The sequence below is a fragment of the Streptomyces sp. NBC_00019 genome, from assembly GCF_045041015.1.
GTDB lineage: Bacteria > Actinomycetota > Actinomycetes > Streptomycetales > Streptomycetaceae > Streptomyces.
The window spans coordinates 805,046-826,575 of record NZ_CP108302.1 but is presented as its reverse complement, the minus strand read 5'-3'; the positions used below and the strand labels follow the sequence as shown (position 1 = coordinate 826,575).

Genomic DNA, 21,530 nt, shown 5'->3' with positions numbered 1-21,530 from the left:
AGACAGAGGTGGGGGAGTGGGTCAGACCGGCGGTCGGCGCACCACGGCGACCTCGCGCGGCCCCAGGACCAGCCCGTCGTCGGCGGCCGTGCCGTACAGCACGTCGCCGGTGAACCCGGGCAGCGGCACCGTGTCGTCGGTCCGGTTCACCAGGAACAGGAACGTCGCCTCGGGGTTGCTGCGGACGGCCAGTTCGACGCGTCCGCGCGCCTCGGCGGGGAGTTCGCTCGTCACGCCGGCCGGCTCGAGGAGACGCGGCAGCAGCGAGGTGAGCCCCGCGACACCGAGGCGCGTGGAGACGTAGGACGCCGAACCGGCGGCCGTCGTCCGCCGGGTCACGGCCGGCCGTCCGGCCTGGTTGCCGGAGTCGTAGCGGGCGAGGACCTCGGTGCGCTCGTCGGCCAGGGTGATGCGGTCGGTCCACAGGGTGCCGGTCGAGCCGTCGTCCAGGGACACCGACTCCTCGGCGAGCAGCGGGCCGAACTCCTCGACGCGGATGCCGAGCAGCTCGCGCAGGGCACCGGGGTAGCCGCCGAGCCAGATGTGGTCGTTCTGGTCGACCACGCCGGAGAAGTAGGTCGTGACCAGGTGGCCGCCCTGCTCGGTGTAGCGGGTCAGCTCCTTGGCGAGCTCCGCCGGGACCACGTGCAGGACGGGCGCGATCAGCACGTCGTAGCGCGCGAAGTCGCTCTTGGTGGTGATGAGGTCGGCGCGCACGCCGAGTTCGAGGAGCGCCGAGTACCAGTCCAGGCCTTCCTGGCGGTAGTTGAGCAGCGAGGTGGGGTGGGAGTCCTGCTCGCTCGCCCACCAGGAGTCCCAGTCGAAGACGATCCCGACCTTCGCGCTCTCCCGGGTCGAACCGGCCACCGGGGCCAGGGTCTTGAGGGTGGCGCCGAGCTCGGCCACCGCGCGGAACAGCTCACTGTCGGCCCCGGCGTGCGGGACCATCGCCGAGTGGTACTTCTCGGCGCCGGCCGCCGACTGGCGCCACTGGAAGTAGCAGACGGCGTCGGCGCCGTGCGCCACGTGCAGCAGTGAGTCCCGGGCCAGCTCGCCGGGCCGCTTCGCCACGTTCACCGGCTGCCAGTTGACGGCGCTGGTGGAGTGTTCCATCAGGAACCAGGGCCGGCCGCCCGCGATGCCGCTGGTGAGGTTCGCGGAGAAGGACAGTTCGTCGCGCGACTGCGGGCCGGGGAGGACGTAGTGGTCGTTGGAGACGAAGTCGATCTCCTCGGCCCAGTCCGCGTAGTCCATGCCCTTGGTCTCGCCCATCACCATGAAGTTGGTGGTGACCGGGACGTCCGGGGTGACGCCCTTGAGCAGGTCCCGCTCCGCGCGCAGGTAGTCCTTCAGGGCGTCGGAGGAGAAGCGCTTGAAGTCCAGCTGCTGGGTCGGATTCGGGTGCGAGGCGGCCAGACGCGGGGGCAGGATCTGCTGCCAGTCGCTGTAGCGCTGTGACCAGAACGCCGTGCCCCAGGCGTGGTTGAGGGCCTCCAGCGTGCCGTAGCGAGCCCGCAGCCAGTCGCGGAAGGAGCGGGCCGCGTCGTCGGAGAAGTCGTAGATGTTGTGGCAGCCCAGCTCGTTGGAGACGTGCCAGGCGACCAGCGCCGGATGGTCGGCGTAGCGGGTCGCCATCTCGCGGACCAGACGCAGGGCGTGCTCGCGGAAGACGGGGGAGGTGGGGCGCCAGTGCTGGCGGGCGCCCGGCCACAGAGTCTCGCCGGTCGCGGTGACCGGCAGGATCTCCGGGTGGGCCGTGGTCAGCCACGGCGGCGGGGAGGCGGTGGCGGTCGCCAGATCGACGCCTATGCCGCCGGCGTGCAGCAGGTCCATGACCTCGTCGAGCCAGCCGAAGTCCCACTCGTCGGGGCCCGGCTGCAGGCGTGCCCACGAGAAGATCGCCACCGAGACGACGGTGACACCGGCCTCCTGCATCAGCCGGACGTCCTCCTTCCACACCTCCCGGGGCCACTGCTCGGGGTTGTAGTCGGCGCCGAAGGCGAGACGCGGGGTGAGGTCACCGTCCGCCCCGCGTCTGCGGGAGTGGAGGGTGGAGATCATGGCGGTCCTTCCGAAGGTGATGCGCGGGGCGGCGCGGCGAGGTGCCGCGCCGCCCGGCGTTCGAGCTGTGGTGCGGGCTACTTGTCGATGGTGAAGCCCTGCTCCTCGCCGTACTTGACCGACGCGTCCTGCCAGGCCTTCAGCCCGTCCGCCAGCGTGGTGCTGGAGACGTAGGCCTTGCCGACCGTGTCGTTGAAGATGGAGTTCGCGTACGGCTGGAACGGGAGGTAGGACCAGTCGCTCGCCACGTTCGCGGCGGACTCGGCGAAGATCTTGTTGGCTTCCTGGCCGCCGAAGTAGTCGAACTTCTTGCTCTGGAAGTCGGCCGACTCCAGCTCCGCCTTGGTGGCGGGGAAGGCGCCCTCGGAGACACGGGTGGCGACACCGTCACCGGAGTTGGCGTACTCGGTGAAGGCGTAGGCGAGTTCCTTGTTCTTGCTCAGTGCCGGGACCGCCAGCGAGCTGCCGCCGTTCTCCGCGCTCGCCTTGTCGCCCTTGGTCCAGGCGGGCATCGCCGCCGCGCGCCACTGGCCCTTGGCGTTCGGGACGCCGGTGGAGAAGTTGGCGGGCATCCAGGCGCCGGTGGGCAGGGTGGCGATGGTGCCGTCGCCGAGGCCCTTGTACCAGTCGTCGGTCCAGCCGTTGACCGGGGCGAGCAGCTTCTCGTCGATCAGCTTCTGCCAGACCGTCTCGAACTTCTTGGCGCCGGCGTCGTCGAAGTTGATGCCGACCTTGGTGCCGTCGACCTTGTAGGGGCGCGAACCGGCCTGCCACAGCATGGAGGTGGTGAAGCCCGCGTCACCGGTGTCGCTGGTGATGTACGCCTTCGGGTCGGCCTTGTGGAGCTTGCGGGCCGCGTCCAGGTACTCGTCCCAGGTGGTCGGGACGGCGATCTTGTACTTGTCGAAGACCTTCTTGTTGTAGAACAGCGCCATCGGGCCCGAGTCCATCGGCAGGCCGTAGACCTTGTCGCCGTCGCTGACCGCGTTCCACGGACCGGGCGTGTACTTCGAGGCGAGCTTGTCGGCGCCGTAGGGGGCCAGGTCGGTCAGGCCCTTGGTCAGGGAGTACTGGCCGAGCGCGAAGTACTCGACCTGGGCGACGTCCGGGACGCCCTTGCCGGCCGAGATCGCGTTGGACAGCGCGGTGTAGTGCTTGTCGCCGGAGCGCTCGCTGACCAGGTTGACCTTGACCTTCGGGTACTTCTTCTGGAAGTCGGCGGCCACGGTCTTCAGGGTGGGCTCCCAGGCCCAGACCGTGATGTCGCCGCCCTTTTCCAGGGCTGCCTTGATGTCCCCGGCGGAGACGGCCTTCGTGTCGGAGTCGTCGTCCGAGCTGCCGCAGGCGGTGGCGCCCAGGGCGAGGGTGGAGATGAGGGCGATGCCGCGCAGGATGCGGCTCGTTGTTCTGCGCATGGAGGTGCTTCCACTTCTGCGTGGGTGGGACAGGTGAGGGTGGAGGTGGTGCTGGTGTTGCTCAATTGGGGGGCTTGTGGGCGCCGTCCGCGTCACTCCTTGACGCTTCCGGCGGCGAGGCCGGACTGCCAGTACTTCTGGAGGAACAGGAAGGCGGCGATCAGCGGGATGATCGTGAGCAGGGAGCCCGTGATCACCAGGTTGAAGATGACGTCACCGCCGATGGTCTGCGCCTGGTTGCTCCAGGCGCTCAGACCCAGCGTCAGCGGGTACCAGTCCGGGTCCTTGAGCATGATCAGCGGGAGGAAGTAGTTGTTCCAGGTGGCGACCGTGGTGAACAGCAGCACGGTCACGATCCCCGGGGCCAGCAGCGGCAACGCGACCTGGAAGAAGGTCCGCACCTCGCTCGCCCCGTCCATCCGGGCCGCTTCCAGCAGCTCGGTGGGGATCGCCTCGGCGGCGAACACCCACATCAGATAGAGACCGAACGGCGACACCAGCGACGGGATGATCACCGCCCACGGGGTGTCGGTGAGCCCCATCTTGCTGAACATCAGGAAGGTCGGCACCGCGAGCGCCGTGCCCGGCACGGCCACCGCGCCGATGACGACGGCGAAGATCGCACGCTTGCCGGGGAAGTCGAACTTCGCCAGTGCGTAGCCGCCCAGCACCGCCAGCAGGGTCGCGCCGCCCGCGCCGAGCACCACGTACAGCAGGGTGTTGAGCAGCCAGCGGCCGAAGATGCCGTCGTGGTAGGTGAAGGTGTCCCGGATGTTGTCCCACAGGGCGAAGTCGTGGGCGAACCACAGACCGTTGGAGTCGCCCAGACCGGCCTGGGTCTTGGTGGAGTTGATGACCAGCCAGATCAGCGGCACCACGGTGTAGAGGACCATGAGGGCCATCAGCACCGTCATCAGCACACTGCGCCGCTGCTTGTCCGGGGCGTGCTTACGCGGGGTCCGCAGCCGGGGAGGGCTGCTGCTCTTGGCGGGGGAGGCGGTGGTGACAGGGGTGCTCATCGGGTCACGCTCCCTTGCGCATGCCGCGCAGCTGCACGACGTAGGCGACCACCATCGTGAGCAGGCCCATGATGATGGCGACCGTCGCGGAGTAGTTGTGCTGCTGGCCGGCGAAGGACAGCGAGTACGTGTAGAAGTTCGGCGTGTAGTCGGTGGTGATGGCGTTGGGCGCCAGCGGGCGCAGGATGCTCGGCTCGTTGAAGAGCTGGAAGCTGCCGATGATCGAGAAGATCGTGGCGATGACGATCGCGCCCCGGATCGCGGGGAGCTTGATCGAGGTGATCACCCGCCACTGACCGGCACCGTCGATCTCCGCCGCCTCGTACAGAGAGTTCGGGACGACCCGCAGCGCCGAGTAGAAGATCAGCATGTTGTAGCCGACGAACTCCCACGTCACGATGTTGCCGATGGAGGCCAGGACCCAGTCGGGGGAGAGCAGATTGGGCAGCGTGACGCCGAACGACTCGTTGATGTCGCCCACCAGGCCGTACTTGGTGCCGTACATGAAGCCCCACATCAGGGTGGCGACCACGGCGGGCACGGCGTACGGCAGGAAGATCGTGATCCGGAAGAAGCTCTTGCCGTAGAGCCGGCCGCTGTCCAGCGCCAGCGCCACCAGCAGGGCGATGCCCAGCATGATCGGCACCTGGATCGCCAGGAAGAGCCCCACCCGGCCGACGGCCGACCAGAACTGGTCGTCCTTGAAGGCCTGCGTGTAGTTGTCCAGGCCGACGAAGTGGTTGCCGCCGATCAGCTGGTTGCGGAAGAGACTCAGGTAGATCGAGTACGCGATGGGCGCGAGGAAGACGAGTGCGAAGACCGCCACGAACGGGCCGATGAACCCCCACCCCGTCCAGGAGCGTCGGTCCCGTTTTGCCGGAGGCGGTGCCGGGCGCGGCGCGGCGGCGGCCGGCGGTTGCAGCGTTGTCATGATCGTTCCTCGCTCGTCCACTCATGGAACCCGCGCCCGCAGATTTCCCCGTGTGGCGCGGCCGAGATGTTTACGCAAACATCAAGCAGCAAAAAAAGAGACCTGAGCTGTTATGTTTACGTAAACATCCGATGGCGGCATGTCTACACGCCTCCGCTGACACAGGTCAAGGGCCTCCCCGGAGGATCGTGATCAAAGCGATGCAAGGAGAGGCAGGGGGTAGAAAATGGACGCGACGCACGACACGCCGACGCAGGCGGCCTCACCTGCGGTGACCGGCCGCCCGCGCTCACACGGACCGGCCCGCCCCTCGGTCTCGATGGCCGATGTGGCACGGCTGGCCGGGGTGTCCTCCCAGACCGTCTCGCGCGTGTCGAACGGCTACGCGGGCGTTAACGAGGAGACACGCCGTCAGGTCCTCGCCGCCATGCGGGAGCTGGGCTACCGCCCCAACAGCGCCGCCCGCGCCCTGAAACGCGGCGAGTTCCGCACCCTGGGCGTCATCACCTTCTCCCTCTCCACGACCGGCAACGTCCGCACCCTGGAGGCGATCGCCACCGCCGCGGCGGCCGAGGGGTACGCGGTGACCCTGCTGCCGGTCGCCGTCCCCACCCAGGACGAGGTGCGCGGCGCCTTCTCCCGTCTGGGGGAACTCGCCGTCGACGCGGTGATCGTCATCATGGAGGTACACCTCCTGGACGCGGCCACCATCAACATGCCGCCCCGCGTCCAGGTGGTCGTCGCCGACTCCGACGCGGGGGAGCGGTACACGGTCGTCGACACCGACCAGGTCGGCGGCACGCGCGCGGCCGTCCAGCATCTGCTCGGGCTCGGCCACGACACGGTCTGGCACCTCGCGGGTCCCGAGGGCTCCTACGCCGCCCAGCGCCGTACCGATGCCTGGCAGGCCACGCTCACCCGCGCGGGCCGACGGATACCGCCCCTGGTGCGCGGCGACTGGTCGGCGGAGTCCGGCTACCGGGCGGGCCTGGAGCTGGCCGCGCAGGAGGACTGCACGGCGGTCTTCACGGCCAATGACCAGATGGCCCTGGGCCTGCTGCGCGCCCTGCACGAACGCGGCCGGCGCGTCCCCGAGGACGTCAGCGTCATCGGCTTCGACGACATCGCCGAGGCGTCGTCCTTCCTGCCGCCCCTCACGACGGTCCATCAGGACTTCGCCGAGGTCGGCCGCCTCTGTGTCCAGGCGGTCCTGCGGAAGATGCGCCACGACGACGCGACGCACGGCACGACGCTTGTGCCGACGCGTCTGATGGTCCGGGAGAGCACGGCACCACCCACAGTGCGCTGAGCTTCGGCCGGAGAGTGCCGCTCGCTGCGCGATTGCAGGTGTGCCGTGCCGTCGTCCTGACAAAGGCCACACGCCGCCGGAGCCGCAGTCTCCGTGCGGGCGCCGGGTTCCTCGGGTCGCTCCGGACCGCCGCGTCCACGCGCCGGGGCCGGCGGCGCTCCGCCGACGCTTCGGATCCCTTCGGCCACCGGCTCGCGGCAACCGCCGACGGGACCTCTGGCCAGCCGAGGACGGCCCAGGCGCCGCGGGCCCGGCAGCATTGGGCCGGGCGGGTCTTGTCGTAGGCGCTGCGCACGGCAGCCGTGCTCTGCTCCTGGGCGCCGCCGCTCGCACTCGCCGTTGCCGCGGGCCTGTCGTCCTTCGAATCGCTGTCCCCACAGGCCGTCAGTACGACGCTCCCCATGATGACGGCTGTTCCCAGCGCGGACGCCTTCACCCTTCTGCTCCGCATGAATGCCCTCTCTCTCCTCACGATGGCCGACTTCCTCCGACGTGCTGTCGGCTTGCGACGTGAGTGCCCCTGAGCTGGTCCAATACGCCCAGGGGGAAGGGGGGTTGGCCGGTTCGCAGTGCTTCTGGCCCGCCCTCCGGACATTGTTCCGAGTGCATGGAGTTCGAGGGTGGGCACCTGATATTCCGGGGTCTTTTCGGAGAAGGAAACGGAACATGGAGATCCGGGTATTCACGGCAGCGTGGCGGCAAGCGATTCCCCTTGATCCTTACGTCTCGCCCAGCAGCATCCGGACCGACTTCCACGCCGTCCCCGCGACCGCCCGTAGCGCCTCGGTCGTCGCGCCGTCCCGGGCCCGGTGCGACATGCCCTGAACGACCACCCCGGTGAACTCGGCGACCGCGCGGGCGTCGGTGCGGGCCGGGAGGGTGCCCGCGTCGATGTCGGCTCTGATGTGCTCCTCCAGTCGGTCGATGTTGGCGTTGCGGAGATCGCGGAGGCGGTCGGCGACTTCCTGGGCGGCGTCGGAGACGCGGGTGGCGGAGCCGATGATCAGACAGCCGCCGGGGCCGTCGGTGAGGGTGTAGGTGTCGGCCGCCTCGTACAGCAGGCGCCGGATCAGGGCGGGGGCGTGGTCCTCCTCGTCGAAGGCGCGCTGCATGAAGCTGCCTCTGCCGTTGTTGTAGAACTCGACGGCGGCGAAGAAGAGGCCCTCCTTGCTGCCGAATGCCGCATACAGGCTGGGGGGATTGATCCCCATCTCCCGGGTGAGGGTGGCGACGGAGGCGCCGTCGTAACCGTGCCGCCAGAAGGCCAACATGGCCTTCTCCAGGGCGTCTTCGAGATCGAACTTACGGCCCTGGCCGCGTACGCCTGCCATCAGGTGCTCCCACGTCGTCGTCGGTGAGCGTGCTCTCTCGCGGGCGCGGGCCGAAGCGCGGCTTCACGCCGGTGTGATCCATTATTCATGTAGCGATCGATAAACGAATGATAGTGTCGCCGAGCCGGTGGGGGAACCGGTACGCCGAACAGGCGTGGTTCCTCGCCGCACCTTCATGCGCAGCGAGGCGCGGCGACAGAGTGGTCGCCGCCCACGACGCACCATGCCTGCACAGCGTGAGGACTCCACATGCACAACAGTGCGTCTTACACCGATGGCCTGACCCGCCGTCACTCCGCCTCCCCGACCTGGACCGTGGAGGCCGTCAAACAGGTCCGGTACCACGTCGTCGAGGCGTCCGGCCTGTTCGACACCGACAGCACCCTGCTGTTATCGGGGTGCGCGGACGCCGCGCTGCGACCCGGCGACCGTCGTCTCGTCGTGATCGACTCCACCGTTCAGGAACTCCACGGGGAGCGCATCACCCGCTACTTCGACCATCACGGCATCGCGGTCACCCTCCTTCCCGTAAGCGCGGACGAGAGCGTCAAGCGGTGGAGCCTGGTGACGGACGTGGTCGACGCGATGAACGACTTCGGCATCGACCGCAGGCGCGAACCGGTGATCGCCATCGGCGGCGGCGTCCTCCTCGACGTCGTCGGACTCGCCGCCAGCCTGTACCGGCGCGGCACCCCCTACATACGGATACCCACCACCCTGGTGGGCCTGGTCGACGCCGGGGTCGGCGTGAAGACCGGGGTCAACTACGGGCAGGGCAAGAACCGGCTCGGTACCTACGCACCGGCCGTGGCGACCTTCGTGGACCGCTCCTTCCTGAGCACCCTCGATGCGCGTCACCTCTCCAACGGGCTGGCGGAGATCCTCAAGGTGGCGCTGATCAAGTCGGCGGAACTCTTCGATCTTCTCGAGGACTTCGGGCCGCTGCTGATCGAGGACCGCTTCCAGGGCAGCACTCCCGCCCTGGGGACGGCGGCCCGCCGGGTCGTCTCCGAGGCCATCCACCTGATGCTGGAAGAACTCCAGCCCAATCTGTGGGAACAGTGCCTGGAACGGTGCGTCGACTACGGGCACACCTTCAGCCCCACCATCGAGATGGAGGCGCTGCCGGAGCTGCTGCACGGTGAGGCGGTCACCGTCGACATGGCGCTCACCACCGTGATGGGGCGGATGCGCGGCGATGTCACCGAGCACCAGTCCCAGCGCGTACTGGCGCTGATGGACCGGCTGGGACTGCCGCTGTGGACCGAGGTCCTGGCCCGTCCGGGAATCCTGGACGGCGCACTCGCCGACACGGTGCGCCACCGCGACGGGCAGCAGCGGCTGCCGCTTCCGGTCGGCATCGGCCACCACCGATTCGTCAACGACGTCACCCCCGAGGAACTCGACACCGCGCTCAAGGAACTCGACACCGCACGACGACGAACCGGGCAGAACTTCGCACCGGCCGCGGGACTCGTCGGGGCCGGTGAGGCAGCGTGAAGTGGGAGAGCCTCTACATCGAGGGCTTCGGCTCCTATCTGCCCCAAGAGCGTGAGTTCGCCGCCGAGATGGTGGCCGCGGGACGGTACAGCCAGGTCGAACACCGCAAGACCGGACAGGTGTCGGCCGCCGTGGCCCGCCCCGAACGCGGCGAGAGCGCCCCCGAGATGGCGGCGGCCGCCGGACACTCCGCGCTCACGGACGCCGGGACCGACCCGGCTGACATCGATGTCCTGGTCCATGCGGTGGTGCTGCACAACGGCCTGGAGGGCTGGAACTGCGGCGCCTATCTGCAGAGCGAGCTCGGCATAGAGGAATGCATACCGATCGAGATACGCACCGCCTGCGCGGGTGCCGTCGTCGGCATGGAACTCGTCGGCCGCTGGTGCGCGGGCTCCGGCAAGGGCATGGTCACCGCCTCCGACGCCTGGCAACTGCCGCTCTTCGACCGCTGGGCCTCCGACAGCGGACTCGTGTACGGCGACGGCGCGGGTGCCCTGGTCCTCGGTCACGACGGCGGCCCGTTCCGGGTCCTGTCCACCTCCGTGGTCAGCGACCCGCTGCTCGAGCGGATGCACCGCGGCAACGATTCGATGGCGATGCCGTACTACGGCTCCAGCGCCCCCATCGACCTGCGTCAGCGGGTCGCCGCCTTCGCCGAGACCCGCAGCACCGAGGAGTTCTGGACCCGCAACACCGCCGCGCTGTCACGCTGCGCCGAGACCGCACTCGCCGACGCCGACACCGCCCACTCCGACATCGCCCACTGGCTGGTGCCGAACTTCGGCCGGATCCTGCTGCGCAAACAGTGCTTCGGCCCGCTGAAGATCGACGCCGACCAGACGCTGGCCGAACGCGGCTGGGAGATCGGGCACACCGGCGCCGCCGACCCGATCGTCGGCCTCGACCTGCTGCGCCGCTCCGGTGCCCTCACCCCGGGCGACCGACTGCTGCTCACCGGCATAGGCGTCGGATTCACCTGGGGCTGCGCCGTCGTGGAGTACACCGGCGCGCCCGCACCCACCACCGACACGAACGAGAAGAAGGGGAGCGTCCGTTGACCGCCACCACCAGCACCGAGACGCCAACGCCCGTACCAGCGACGGGCACCAACGCCGCCGTCTTATGGATGCTGCTCGCCGTCTTCGGCGTCGGCACCGTCGAGTACCTCGTGGCCGGCGTCCTGCCGGACATCGCGGGCGACGTCCACGTGTCCGACGCCACCGCCGGCCTCCTGGTGACCGTCTACGCGGTCACCGTGATGATCGGCGGTCCGCTGCTCACCATCGTCACCACCCGCGTGCCGCGCACCGCCCTGATCATCGGCTCCATGGCGGTCTTCGTCATCGGCACCCTCGGCACGGCACTGGCGAACAGCTTCGTGCTCCTGGTCGTCTTCCGGATCGTCACGGCGCTGCCGCACGCCACCTTCTTCGCCCTGTGCCTGGTCCTCGCCACCTCGATGGTGCCGCCGGAGTTCCAGGGCCGGGTGATCGCCCGGGTCTCCCTCGGTCTGAACCTGGCCACCGTGCTCGGCGTACCGCTCGGCACCCTGATCGGCGGCGAGTTCGGCTGGCGGACCTCCTTCGTGGTGGTCGCGGTCTTCCAGACCCTGGTCACCGTGGGTCTGGTGGCCGTCACCCGGCGCGCCCCCGCCCGCCCGGCCGGATCGATCTCTGCCGAACTCACCGTCTTCACCCGCCCAGCGGTGTGGGCCGCGCTCACGCTGACCGCGCTCAGCCAGGCCGCCCTGTTCGTCGTCTTCACCTACATCGCGCCCTTCCTCCGTGACTACACCGGCTTCTCGGCCGGCCACGTCACCCTGCTCCTCTTCGTCTTCGGCATCGGCTCGGTGGTCGGCAACCAGCTCGGCGGACACTTCGCCGACCGCTCCATCGACCGCACCCTGCTCGTCGCGCTCGGCGCTCTCACCGTCGCCCTCGGCCTGCTGGCGCTCTTCGGCTCGAGCACCTGGTTCACCGCACCCTGGCTCTTCGTCCTCGGCGCCGCGGGCTTCTCGATCATCCCGCCGCTGGCCTCCAAGCTGATCAGCGCGGCGAGTGAGGCCCCCAACCTCGCGGCCACCGTCAACATCGCGGGCTTCCAGCTCGCCAACGCCGCCGGCGCCTGGATCGGCTCGGCCACCCTCTCGCTCGGCGCATCGCTGGCCACACTGCCCGCGGTCGGAGCCGGTCTCGCCCTCGCAGCCGTCCTCGCCCTTGTCCTGGGCACCCGCCGCACCCTGGCAGCAGGTGAGGGCCGTTGATGCGGGCCGCCGTCATCGACAAACCGCACACCGCGACCCTGGTGGAGACCACCCGTCCGGCCGCCGGACCCGGCGAGGTCCTGGTCAGGATCGCCTACGTCGGCCTGTGCGGCAGTGACCTGGAGCTCCTGCACGGAACCTCCGCCTACCTCGCCGACGGGCGGGCCACCTTCCCGCACCGGTTCGGCCACGAATGGGCCGGCACCGTCGAGGAGTACGGCCCCGGCGTCACCGGACTGCGCCACGGCGAGGTGGTCACCGGCTCCACCATGATCCCCTGCCAGTCCTGCCGCTCCTGCGCCGCCGGCCACCGCAACCTGTGCACCGAGCTGCGCGAGGTCGGCCTGTACGGCTGGACCGGCGCCGCCGCCGAGTACCTGGTCATGCCCCGCCACGCCCTGGTCCCCTTCGGCCCCGGCACGGAGCACCCACGCCCGGAGCACGTCCTGGTCGAACCCCTGGTCACCGTCCTGGAGGCGGTCCACGCGGCCGACCTGCGGCCCGGGGACCAGATCCTGGTCGTCGGCGCGGGCACCATGGGCAGCCTCGCCGCCGCCGTCCTCGCCCGGTACCCGGTGACCGTCGACATCGCCGAGCCCGGCACCGTCGGCCACCTTCCGGCCGGCAGCTTCCGCAACCGGGTCACCCGCACCGACGACGCCCCCACCGGCTACGACCTCGTCCTGGAGTGCTCCGGTGCCCCCGGCACCCTCACCGCCGCGCTCGACCGGCTGCGCCCCGGCGGCCTGTGCCTCCTGGTCGGCGTCCCCGCACAGCCCGAGACCGTCGACCCCGCCCGGATCACCCTGGACGGTCTGCGCATCGCCGGAGTCCGGCACGGCGTCGACCACTACGCCCGCGCCGTCGCCCTCGTCGACGAACTCGGCGCCGGTCTCGTCGACCAGGTGATACCGCTCGCCGAGGTCGCCCGCGCCTTCGACGTGCTCCAGCACGGCCGGACCCGGCCCAAGGTGGTGCTGAGTGTTGCCTGACCTCCACACCACGCTGATCACCGGCGCCAGCAGCGGTATCGGCCGGGCCACCGCCCGAGCACTGGCCGGCCCCGGCCACCGGCTGCTTCTCGGCTACGCCACCGGCGAGGACCGGATCCGCCAGCTCGCCGAGGAACTGCGGCGCACCACCGGCGGCCAGTGCGTCCCGGTCCGGGCCGATCTGCGCGACCCGGAGGCCGCGGTCGACAGCTGCATGGCCGCCGTCGAGCGGGCCGGGCGTATCGACTGCCTGGTCAACAACGCCGGCATCAACGACCGCAGCGCCGCCGACGCCCTGGAACTGAAGCGGGCCGACGAGGTGTTCGCGATCAACGCCCTCGCCCCCATGACGCTCGCCTCCGCGGTGGGCCACCACATGATCCGAGGCGGCGTCCGGGGCAGCATCGTCAATGTCACCTCCGTCCACGAGACCGTCCCCATCACCGGCGGCGCGCTCTACTGCGCCAGCAAGGCCGCCCTGGGCATGATCACCAAGGTGCTCGCCCTGGAGTTCGGCCGGTACGGCATCAGGGTCAACTCCGTCGCCCCCGGTGAGACCGCCACTGCCATGAACGGCATCCAGGACGAGGCCACCTACCGGTCGATCTCCCGCCCCGACATCCCGCTCGGCCGCCCGGCCGGAGCCGAGGAGATCGCCTCGCTCATCGCCTATCTCGCCGGACCCCACTCCGGCTACCTCACCGGCACCTCGGTCCTCGCCGACGGCGGACTCGCCCTGACCGCGGCGGAGGCCAACGCCCGCCACGCCTTCACCACCATTGCTCCGAGGGAGAACTCGCCAGCATGAAAGCCATCACCTTCCACCGCACCGGCGACCCCGACGTCCTGGCCTTCGACGAGGTACCCGAACTGCCCGTCGGACCGCAGGACATCCGCGTCACCGTCACCGCGGCCGCCGTGAACCCGGTCGACCTCAAGACCCGCTCCGGCTTCCTCACCCTGAACCTCACCTACCCGTCCGTGCCCGGCTGGGACGTCTCCGGCGTCGTCACCGAGACCGGCAGCGAGGTCACCCGGTTCACCGTGGGCGACCAGGTCATCGGCATGATCGCCCAGCCGGCCCACCGCTACGGCACCTATGCCGAACAAGTCACCGCCGACGCACGCCTCTTCGCTCCCGCCCCGGCCGGCCTGCCGCTGCCGGATGCCGCAGCGCTCCCGCTCGCCGGACTGACCGCCGTCCAGACCCTGGCCAAGCTCACGCTGCCGCCCGGCGCACCGGTGCTCGTCACCGGCGCCGCCGGCGCGGTCGGCCGGATCGCCGTCCAGCTGCTGCTCGCCGACGGACACCCGGTCGACGCCCTGGCCCGGACCGCCGACACCGAATCCCTGCGAGGCCTCGGCGTCGGCACCGTCCACACCCGGCCCGCGGATCTCCCCGACGCCACCCACACGGCTGTAGTCGACACCGCGGGTGTGGCCGCGGCGATCCGCGCGGTCGCCCACGGCGGCCAGTTCGTCGCCATCGACGACAACCCCCAGCCCGCCCCCGAGCGCGGCATCACTCCCGGCAAGAGCTACGTCGACGAGAACGGCGACCAGCTCCAGACCCTGAGCGGCCTGATCACCGCCGGCCGCCTCACGGTGCCGACCGGCCGCCGCTACCCGCTCGCCGACGCCGCCCGCGCCCACCACGACTTCAGCGCGGGCGGCCTGCGTGGCAAGGTCCTGCTCCTGCCGTGACCCACCCGCACCCGAGGCCGGCCACATGTCCGGTCACCGTCCAGGAACCGGCCACGGCCATGGGCAGACCCTCACCCCCGGCCGCCGGCCGCCACTCGCCGTCGGCCACCGGTCCGACCCCGGGGCCGGTCGCCGGTCCCTGCCGCACCCGGGCCGTCGATCCGACCCCGCACCCCGAAGGAACCCGCTCATGACCACGGCCCAAGACACCTCCCTGACCCCGCCCCCCGGCACCCGCCCGCCGGCCCACCGGATCACGGTGGCGGTGCCCGACGTCGAGGAGGCCACCGCCTTCCTCGCGGAACTGGCCGGGCCCTCGGCCGTCGACCGGGACGGCGGCGCCGGAGTCGTCTCCTTCTCTCCCGGCATCGAGGTTCGCCTCGTACCCACCACGCCCGCCGGCACCCCCGACGCCCCGCCCCGCCTGGTCGACATCGGCACCAACCACCTCTGCCTCCGCGTCGGCGACATCGAGGCGGCCGTCGCCCACCTGGAGCAGCTCCCCGGCGTCGACGTCCTGGGCGACATCATCACCATCCCCGAGGGCCCGATCCGCGGAAACCGCTGGATCTACTTCCGTTCCCCCTGGGGCACCCTCTTCGAACTGCAGCAGTGGCCCGACACCCCCGGATACGCCGACACCACCGCCGAACGCCTCCACCACGACCAGCGGCCGGCCGACGACGCGCCCCTGCCCACCCTGCTCGGCCTGGACCACACCGGCTACAGCGTCCACAGCCTCGACGCCACCATCGACCACCTCGTCACCCACCACCGGGCACGGGTCGTCCTGCGCACCGAGATCGCCGCCGACCGGGCCTTCATGCGCCGCCAGTTCGACCTCGACGTCGAGGGCATCTCGGCGATGGCCATGGTCGTCGTCGACGACGCCCTCAACCTCGAACTCTTCGAGCACGGTGTCCCCGACCGGCAACCGCCGCGCTCCGTGGACCGCCTCGGCGGCAACCTGCTCGAACTCCACGCCCGACCCCAGCCCGCCGGCACAGCGCGCCACGCCGCCTTCGGGCTCACTCTCCCGGGGCCGGTGACCACATGAAATTCGGCATCAACCTGCCCAACTTCGGCCCCCAGATGACGCCCGAGGGCATGCTCGCCTGGACCCGCGAGGCCGAACAGCTGGGCTTCGACACCGTCCTGGTCTCCGACCACCTCGCCCTCACCGACGACGCCCACCGGCGCTCGCCCGCCCCGTTCCACGAGAGCCTCGCCACCCTCTCCTGGCTGGCCGGGCAGACCGAGACCATCCGTCTCGGCGCGGGTGTCCTCATCGCCTCCCACCGCCACCCGATCGCGCTCGCCCGGGCCACCGCCACCATCGACCGACTCAGCGGCGGCCGCCTCGTCGTCGGTGTCGGCGTCGGCTGGGCCCCGCGCGCCTTCGACGTCCTGGGCGTGGACTTCCGCAGACGCGGCGCCCTCACCGACCACACCCTGGACGTCCTGGTCGAGGCATGGACCTCCGACACCGTCACCCACCGCGGCCACCGGGTGCACACCGCACCGAGGCCCGTACAGGACCCGCACCCGCCGCTGTGGATCGGCGGCAACGGACCGCGCGCCCTGGAACGCGTCAACCGCATCGGTACCGCCTGGCACCCGCTCCACCCCAGCCGGCAGCTGTGCGGCCAGGCCGCCGGGGCCCTCGCGGACGGCAAGCAGTTCGCCCCGAGGATCTTCTTCCTGCCCACCACCACCCCCGCCGACCCCGACTCCCGCCCGCTCGGCTACGGCACACCCGACCAGATCCGCGCCGACATCGCCTTCCTGCGCGACCTCGGCGCCGACCACGTGGTCCTCGACACCGACCCCGGCGACCAGCGTCTGCGCAGGCACTGGAAGGAAGACCTCGAACTGATCCGGCTCGCCGCACACACCCTGGAGATCGGATGACCGCCCTACGCGCCGTGACGGCCCGCGCCCTGCTCTTCGACATGGACGGCACCCTGGTCGACTCCGCCGACTCCATCGACCGCGTCTGGCGGGCGTTCGCCACCCGCCACCGCCTCGACCCCGCCACCGTGATCGCCGCGCTGCCCGGCCGCACCGCCCACGACATCGTCGCCGGGCTCCTCCCCGCAGCCGACCTCTCCATCGTCGGCGCCGAAGTCGCCTGGATCCGGGAACGCGAGGAGGCCACCGCCGACACCGTCACCGAGATCCCGGGCGCCCGACGGCTGCTCACCTCCCTGCCTGAGCGCACCTGGGCCGTCGTCACCTCCGCCTCCCGCACCATGACCGAACGCCGCCTCACCGCCGCCGGACTGCCCCTGCCTGCGGTCGCCGTCTGCGCCGACGACGTCCGGGCCGGCAAACCCGACCCCGAGGGCTTCCGTGCCGCTGCCCGCCTCCTCGACGTGGACATCGCCGACTGCCTCCTCTTCGAGGACTCCGCCCCCGGACTGCTCGCCGCCCACCGCTCCGGCGGCACCCCCGTCGCCGTCGCCGCCCCCGCCGCCGAACCGGCCCCGTACCGCGTCGACGACCTGACCGCCGTCACCGCCCACGTGAGCAACGGCCGTATCCGCCTGGAGATCAGGCAGCCCCGGGCACACGCCGAACCGGCAGAGGGGATACGGCTGTGAGCACACGGGCCGTCGTCCAGGACCGCGACGACCAGGTACGTACCCAGGTCGCCGTCGACCTCGGAGGGACCTGGCTGCGGATGCGGACCGGGTCAGGCGAGACCGTCCGGCTCCCCGCGCCCAGCATCCTCAACCGGCCCGGCGAGGATCCGGCAGCACTCCTCGAGCAGCTGATCGAGACCCTGGCCGACACGGTGCCGGCGGACGCGCGGGTGGCGATGTCCTGCGGGGCCGCCATGGACGAGGAGCGGGGCGTACTGCACGGCTCGGGCCCGCTGTGGGGCGGTGGCCCGGACCGGCCGGTCCCGCTCCGCGCGCTGCTCACCGCCCGCCGCCCGGACGTCAGCTGGCACCTGTTCAACGACGTCACCGCCGGCCTCGCGAGCTTCGTCGAGCAGTTCGCCCGCCCCCACCACCGGCGGGCCGTCTACCTCACGGTGAGCAGTGGCATCGCCCTGCGCACCGCCGACCTCACCGAACACTGCGTCCCGGTCGACGCCCATGGCATGCAGGGCGAGGTCGGTCACCTCCCGGCCGTCTCCAGCGCACCCGCGGCCGTCCGCGCGCTGACCTGCCCCTGCGGCGGCACCGGCCACGTCGCCGCCCTGGCCGCCGGACCCGCCCTGCCGCACGTCGCGGCCGCGCTCGGCATCGAACACCCGGAGGACATCCGCGACACCCTCCCTGCCCGGCTACGGACCGGGGACCCCGCGGCCCTCCGGCTGCTCACCACCGTCGTGGAACCCGTCGCCGAACTCGTGCGCACCGTGCGCTGTCTGGACCCCCGTATCGGCCTCATCGGCATCGGCGGCGGCTACGCGGAAGGCCTCGGCGAGGCCTACCGCGCCGAACTGGTCCGCCAGGTCAGCGAAGTACGCAGCTATGCCGACCGCGACACCGGCCGGCCCGGAGACGGTCTGCGGCTCTGCCGCCCCGGCGAGGTGGATCCCCTGGCGGGCGCCGTCGCGCTCGCCCACGGCGCACTGACCGTCACCAAACACTGAGACCAGCCCCCTTCAACCGCCCCCCACCGGGAAGGACCCCATGCCGGCCACGGCCACCCACCGCGCGATCGTCCGCCACGGCACCACCTGCCGCATCGAAGAGGTCCCCACCCCGGACCCCGGCGAGGGTGAACTCCTGCTCGCACCCGAGCACGTGAGCCTGTGCGGCACCGACATCCAGATCCTGCGCGGTGACCGCGACGACCCCTCACCCGTCGTCGGGCACGAGGGCGCCGCACGGGTCGTCGCCGCCGGAACCGGCACCGACGGCTTTGCCCCCGACGACCGGGTGCTCGTCAATCCCACCCACCCCGCCGACCCGTCCTTCCTCCTCGGCCACAACGTGCCGGGCCTCTTCCAGCAACGCGTCCTCATCGGCGCCTCGGCCGTCCGCGGCGGCCTCGTCTCCCACCTCCCCGAAGACCTCCCCGCCGCCCGCGCCACCCTCGTCGAGCCGTTCGCCGTCGTCCGCTACGCCCTCGCCTGCCTGGCCACCTCGGCCCCCGACACCCTCGTCGTCCACGGCGACGGACTGACCGGCAATCTCGCCGCCCTTCTCGCGCCCCGCTTCCTCTTCCCCACGGTCCGTGTCGTCGTGGTCCACCGCACAGAAGCCGGCCTCAAATGGACCCAGACCCACGCCCCTCACGCGGTGAGCGTCCTTGACACCGACCCCCTCGACCGGCACGTCACCGGAACCGCCGCGCTCCTCGTCACCACCCATCGCGGCGGCACCGTCCCCGCCGTCGAAGCCGCCGTCACCGCCCTCGGCGAACGCCTGGTCGCCATCCACCCCCTCGGCGGCGTCCCGCCCCGCGCCACCACCCCCCTGCTGCCCGGCGTCGACCTCGACGGCGTCCGCCGCGCCAACACCGGCGGCCCCTGGCCCCCGGCCACCACCACCTTCACCCGCCCCGGCCTGAGCCTCACCCTCAGCGGCAACCGCGGCGTCACCAACCCCCAACTCCTCGCCGCCGCCCAAGCCCTGCGCACCGACACGACCGCCGACCCGCTCCTCACCCACGTCCTGACCCTGGAGCCCGGCGTCCGCCACCTCAACCAGATCATCGGCGAACGCACCCGCGTCGTCGACGACGAACTCGTCATCCGCCTCGTCATCGACCTGGGGAACGGCACCGCACGCCACGGAGCCTGACGAGAGTGCAACAAGAAGCACACCCCACCGCATTGATAGGTACGGGGGAACAGTTCCTCCGCGATGGGAGTGAGCGACGTGACGGTCAAGCGCAGGATCGCCGGGCAACTGGCAGGAGTTGGGGCGATCACGCTGGTCATCAGCGGAACCGCCGTGGCCGGCCCGACAGCTGGCGGGGCGTGGGCGGAGGCGTCGACGGGCAAGGTCTCGGTGATGAGCGTGGCTCAGCCGAGCCCGTCCAGGACCTGGGCCGGCGGCGCCGTGATCGACGAGAATTCCGAGGACGGCACGATCCGGTTCACGCCTGCCATGTACGAGCGCGACCTCACCCGAGGCGGGGCATGGAAGCAGACAGTGCTCCCGGGCGCCGACGCGTGGAACAGCAGAATCAACGACATCTCCACCGGCCCCGACGGCTCGGCGTTCTTCGTCGGGGACCAGGGAACGAACAGCCAAGGCGTCCTGGTCGGGCGCCATGTGGCGGGCGCCTGGCAACTGACCTCCAGCACGGGTCTGCCTGACGGGACGGTCGAAGCCAGCCTGCTGTCGGTGAGTGCGGCCTCCGGCCAGGACGCCTGGGCGGTAGGACAGGGCTACGTGCAGGACACCTACGAGCACATCCCGGTCGTACAACACTGGGACGGCCGCCGGTGGCGTTCCGTGCAGATACCGGGTTCGGCGAACTGGGGCCTCAACCAGGTCGAGGAGGTCGCGCCGAACGACGTATGGATAACCGGCATGGACTACGACACCGGTCAGTCCCTCGCCGTGCACTGGGACGGCCGTCAGTGGACACGGACGCCCACGCCGGTGTTCCCCGACTCCGCGGTCCTCTTCGACATCGCCGCCCGCACACCCACGGACGTCTGGGCCGTGGGATGGTCCCGGGACACCGACAAGCAGCGCCCGGCAGGGCTGGCCCAGCACTGGGACGGAACCTCGTGGACCCAGGTGCCGCTGCCCGTCGGCACCTACTCTCTGCAGGCCGTGACTCTTCGGCCGCACGGCGGACTCGCCGTCGTGGGCGGCAACGACGACGCGGCCGTCGGCCTGACCTGGACGCCCGCCGCGGGCTGGCGTTCGCTCGACCTGCCGGAGAACGACCCGCAATTCCCCCTCGGCGTAAGCTCCGTGGTGTCCTCCGGCACCCACCTGACCGTCGGCGGCTGGCACTATCTGGTCGACGACGACGGCGACTCCTTCATGAGCGGCGCCATCCTGACCAGGTGAACCGGCCCCGAACACGGGGGAGGCGACGACTCGCGAAAACCCGTTGGCGGACCGCGGCGACCGCTGCTACCTTCGCGGAGGCCGTGCCAGAGACGAGGAGGTGGTACCCGTGAACGCAGTATCGACATGGGTGCTCCCCTCCGGGGTCGCGGTCGGGCGATAGGTCGTCCGGGAGCGCCGTTCAAGCGCATTCCCGAAAGGCACGACCATGCGATTCACTTCCGAGCAGCGCCTCGACGACGGCGTCCTCGAACGCGAATTCACCCTCGGCGACATTCCCGGCACCCTGTGGACACCTGAATCCGCCGCACCGGTCCCGCTGATCCTGATGGCCCACAACAACGGCCTGCCCAAGAGCCAAGCCCGGCTGGTGGCCCGGGGCCGGCACACCGCGGCGCACGGCTACGCGGTGGCCACCATCGACGCCGCCGGGTGCGGCGACCGGCCCCGTTCCATCGCCGACGAGCAGGCCCGCACCGACCTGCGCCGGGCGATGCAGGCCGGCGAGCCGGTCGACGAGATCTTCGAGTCCCTCGTCGGCCCGCTGGTCGAAAACGCGGTCCCGGAATGGCGGACGACTCTGGACGCCCTCCTGACGCTGCCCGAGATCGGCGGCCCGGTCGGGTACTCGGGGTGGATGGCCCTCGGTATCCGGCTGGCGGTCGTCGAACCGCGCATCGCCGTCGCCGGATTCTTCGCCGGGGGTTTCGTGCCCCGCGCGCAGCGCGAGGAGGCCCGGCAGGTCACCATTCCGCTGCTGCTCCTGCTGCAGTGGGACGACGAAGGCAACCCCCGGCAGCGCGCCCTGGACCTGTTCGACGCCTTCGGCACCAAGGAGAAGACCCTGCACGCCAACATGGGCGGACACACCGGCACCCCCTGGTTCGAGGGGGAGGACGCGAACCGGTTCTTCGGCCGGCACCTGAAGTGAGGCCAGGCCGTCAGGCCGGCATCAGACGGTAGCCGGTGACGGCGTGCCGGTCAGGATGCCGCTCGTCGAGGACAGGCC

At 70.9% G+C, this 21,530-nt stretch carries 19 protein-coding genes; 14 read left to right on the top strand and 5 right to left on the bottom strand.

Features of this window, described 5'->3' with window-relative positions; all coding sequences use genetic code 11:
• Nucleotides 1-21: 21 nt before the first annotated feature.
• The 4 genes from OHU89_RS04065 to OHU89_RS04050 all read right to left on the bottom strand — a co-directional run bounded on the left by OHU89_RS04065 (nt 22) and on the right by OHU89_RS04050 (nt 5,426).
• Entirely contained in the window at nt 22-2,061 is a 2,040-nt protein-coding gene (locus tag OHU89_RS04065) for a beta-galactosidase (RefSeq protein ID WP_405639868.1), read from the bottom strand.
• A gap of 77 nt (nt 2,062-2,138) precedes the next feature.
• On the bottom strand, nt 2,139-3,476 hold the full coding sequence (locus tag OHU89_RS04060) for an ABC transporter substrate-binding protein (protein WP_405639866.1): 1,338 nt from the start codon (nt 3,474-3,476) through the stop codon (nt 2,139-2,141).
• 92 nt (nt 3,477-3,568) lie between these two features.
• Nucleotides 3,569-4,495 (bottom strand): carbohydrate ABC transporter permease, encoded by a 927-nt coding sequence (locus OHU89_RS04055; RefSeq protein ID WP_267016749.1) that lies wholly within the window; start codon nt 4,493-4,495, stop codon nt 3,569-3,571.
• 4 nt (nt 4,496-4,499) lie between these two features.
• Nucleotides 4,500-5,426 (bottom strand): carbohydrate ABC transporter permease, encoded by a 927-nt coding sequence (locus OHU89_RS04050; RefSeq protein ID WP_405639864.1) that lies wholly within the window; start codon nt 5,424-5,426, stop codon nt 4,500-4,502.
• A 226-nt stretch (nt 5,427-5,652) separates the two neighbouring features.
• Here OHU89_RS04050 and OHU89_RS04045 point away from each other — a divergent pair, with 226 nt between their 5' ends.
• A complete protein-coding gene (locus OHU89_RS04045; protein WP_405639862.1) occupies nt 5,653-6,735 on the top strand; it encodes a LacI family DNA-binding transcriptional regulator in 1,083 nt (360 codons plus the stop codon).
• 719 nt (nt 6,736-7,454) lie between these two features.
• Here OHU89_RS04045 and OHU89_RS04040 read toward each other — a convergent pair.
• Nucleotides 7,455-8,066, bottom strand: coding sequence for a TetR/AcrR family transcriptional regulator (locus OHU89_RS04040; protein WP_405639860.1), 612 nt, complete (start codon nt 8,064-8,066; stop codon nt 7,455-7,457).
• A gap of 249 nt (nt 8,067-8,315) precedes the next feature.
• Here OHU89_RS04040 and OHU89_RS04035 point away from each other — a divergent pair, with 249 nt between their 5' ends.
• From OHU89_RS04035 to OHU89_RS03975, 13 genes are all read left to right on the top strand, one after another.
• The gene (locus OHU89_RS04035) at nt 8,316-9,566 is read left to right on the top strand and encodes a sedoheptulose 7-phosphate cyclase (protein WP_405639858.1); all 1,251 of its coding nucleotides are present in this window, start codon (nt 8,316-8,318) and stop codon (nt 9,564-9,566) included.
• On the top strand, nt 9,563-10,627 hold the full coding sequence (locus tag OHU89_RS04030) for a 3-oxoacyl-ACP synthase III family protein (RefSeq protein ID WP_405639856.1): 1,065 nt from the start codon (nt 9,563-9,565) through the stop codon (nt 10,625-10,627). The genes OHU89_RS04035 and OHU89_RS04030 overlap by 4 nt, the downstream gene beginning before the upstream one ends.
• Complete coding sequence (locus OHU89_RS04025; RefSeq protein WP_405639854.1) at nt 10,624-11,832, top strand: MFS transporter; 1,209 nt, start codon at nt 10,624-10,626, stop codon at nt 11,830-11,832. Before OHU89_RS04030 ends, OHU89_RS04025 begins: the two co-directional genes overlap by 4 nt.
• Nucleotides 11,832-12,824 (top strand): zinc-binding dehydrogenase, encoded by a 993-nt coding sequence (locus OHU89_RS04020; RefSeq protein WP_405639852.1) that lies wholly within the window; start codon nt 11,832-11,834, stop codon nt 12,822-12,824. The genes OHU89_RS04025 and OHU89_RS04020 overlap by 1 nt, the downstream gene beginning before the upstream one ends.
• Nucleotides 12,817-13,632: an SDR family oxidoreductase gene (locus OHU89_RS04015; protein WP_405639851.1), complete on the top strand. Its 816-nt coding sequence runs from the start codon at nt 12,817-12,819 to the stop codon at nt 13,630-13,632. The genes OHU89_RS04020 and OHU89_RS04015 overlap by 8 nt, the downstream gene beginning before the upstream one ends.
• Nucleotides 13,629-14,528 carry an NADP-dependent oxidoreductase gene (locus OHU89_RS04010; RefSeq protein WP_405639849.1) on the top strand — a complete coding sequence of 300 codons (900 nt, stop codon included), beginning with the start codon at nt 13,629-13,631 and terminating at the stop codon, nt 14,526-14,528. The genes OHU89_RS04015 and OHU89_RS04010 overlap by 4 nt, the downstream gene beginning before the upstream one ends.
• Nucleotides 14,529-14,718: 190 nt before the next feature.
• Nucleotides 14,719-15,585: a VOC family protein gene (locus OHU89_RS04005; protein WP_405639847.1), complete on the top strand. Its 867-nt coding sequence runs from the start codon at nt 14,719-14,721 to the stop codon at nt 15,583-15,585.
• Nucleotides 15,582-16,439, top strand: a complete 858-nt coding sequence (locus tag OHU89_RS04000) for a TIGR03619 family F420-dependent LLM class oxidoreductase (RefSeq protein ID WP_405639845.1) — start codon at nt 15,582-15,584, stop codon at nt 16,437-16,439. The genes OHU89_RS04005 and OHU89_RS04000 overlap by 4 nt, the downstream gene beginning before the upstream one ends.
• Complete coding sequence (locus tag OHU89_RS03995; RefSeq protein WP_405639843.1) at nt 16,436-17,131, top strand: HAD-IA family hydrolase; 696 nt, start codon at nt 16,436-16,438, stop codon at nt 17,129-17,131. The genes OHU89_RS04000 and OHU89_RS03995 overlap by 4 nt, the downstream gene beginning before the upstream one ends.
• Nucleotides 17,128-18,135, top strand: a complete 1,008-nt coding sequence (locus OHU89_RS03990) for an ROK family protein (RefSeq protein WP_405639841.1) — start codon at nt 17,128-17,130, stop codon at nt 18,133-18,135. Before OHU89_RS03995 ends, OHU89_RS03990 begins: the two co-directional genes overlap by 4 nt.
• Nucleotides 18,136-18,175: 40 nt before the next feature.
• Nucleotides 18,176-19,291 carry an alcohol dehydrogenase catalytic domain-containing protein gene (locus tag OHU89_RS03985; RefSeq protein ID WP_405639839.1) on the top strand — a complete coding sequence of 372 codons (1,116 nt, stop codon included), beginning with the start codon at nt 18,176-18,178 and terminating at the stop codon, nt 19,289-19,291.
• A 78-nt stretch (nt 19,292-19,369) separates the two neighbouring features.
• Nucleotides 19,370-20,521 carry a hypothetical protein gene (locus tag OHU89_RS03980; RefSeq protein ID WP_405639837.1) on the top strand — a complete coding sequence of 384 codons (1,152 nt, stop codon included), beginning with the start codon at nt 19,370-19,372 and terminating at the stop codon, nt 20,519-20,521.
• 208 nt (nt 20,522-20,729) lie between these two features.
• Nucleotides 20,730-21,452, top strand: coding sequence for a dienelactone hydrolase family protein (locus OHU89_RS03975; RefSeq protein WP_405639835.1), 723 nt, complete (start codon nt 20,730-20,732; stop codon nt 21,450-21,452).
• Nucleotides 21,453-21,530 lie beyond the last annotated feature (78 nt).

Coding starts and splice junctions, on each gene's coding strand:
- OHU89_RS04065 (WP_405639868.1), bottom strand. CDS start 2,061: ATGATCTCCACCCTCCACTCCCGCAGACGCGGGGCGGACGGTGACCTC.
- OHU89_RS04060 (WP_405639866.1), bottom strand. CDS start 3,476: ATGCGCAGAACAACGAGCCGCATCCTGCGCGGCATCGCCCTCATCTCC.
- OHU89_RS04055 (WP_267016749.1), bottom strand. CDS start 4,495: ATGAGCACCCCTGTCACCACCGCCTCCCCCGCCAAGAGCAGCAGCCCT.
- OHU89_RS04050 (WP_405639864.1), bottom strand. CDS start 5,426: ATGACAACGCTGCAACCGCCGGCCGCCGCCGCGCCGCGCCCGGCACCG.
- OHU89_RS04045 (WP_405639862.1), top strand. CDS start 5,653: ATGGACGCGACGCACGACACGCCGACGCAGGCGGCCTCACCTGCGGTG.
- OHU89_RS04040 (WP_405639860.1), bottom strand. CDS start 8,066: ATGGCAGGCGTACGCGGCCAGGGCCGTAAGTTCGATCTCGAAGACGCC.
- OHU89_RS04035 (WP_405639858.1), top strand. CDS start 8,316: ATGCACAACAGTGCGTCTTACACCGATGGCCTGACCCGCCGTCACTCC.
- OHU89_RS04020 (WP_405639852.1), top strand. CDS start 11,832: ATGCGGGCCGCCGTCATCGACAAACCGCACACCGCGACCCTGGTGGAG.
- OHU89_RS04010 (WP_405639849.1), top strand. CDS start 13,629: ATGAAAGCCATCACCTTCCACCGCACCGGCGACCCCGACGTCCTGGCC.
- OHU89_RS04005 (WP_405639847.1), top strand. CDS start 14,719: ATGACCACGGCCCAAGACACCTCCCTGACCCCGCCCCCCGGCACCCGC.
- OHU89_RS04000 (WP_405639845.1), top strand. CDS start 15,582: ATGAAATTCGGCATCAACCTGCCCAACTTCGGCCCCCAGATGACGCCC.
- OHU89_RS03995 (WP_405639843.1), top strand. CDS start 16,436: ATGACCGCCCTACGCGCCGTGACGGCCCGCGCCCTGCTCTTCGACATG.
- OHU89_RS03985 (WP_405639839.1), top strand. CDS start 18,176: ATGCCGGCCACGGCCACCCACCGCGCGATCGTCCGCCACGGCACCACC.
- OHU89_RS03975 (WP_405639835.1), top strand. CDS start 20,730: ATGCGATTCACTTCCGAGCAGCGCCTCGACGACGGCGTCCTCGAACGC.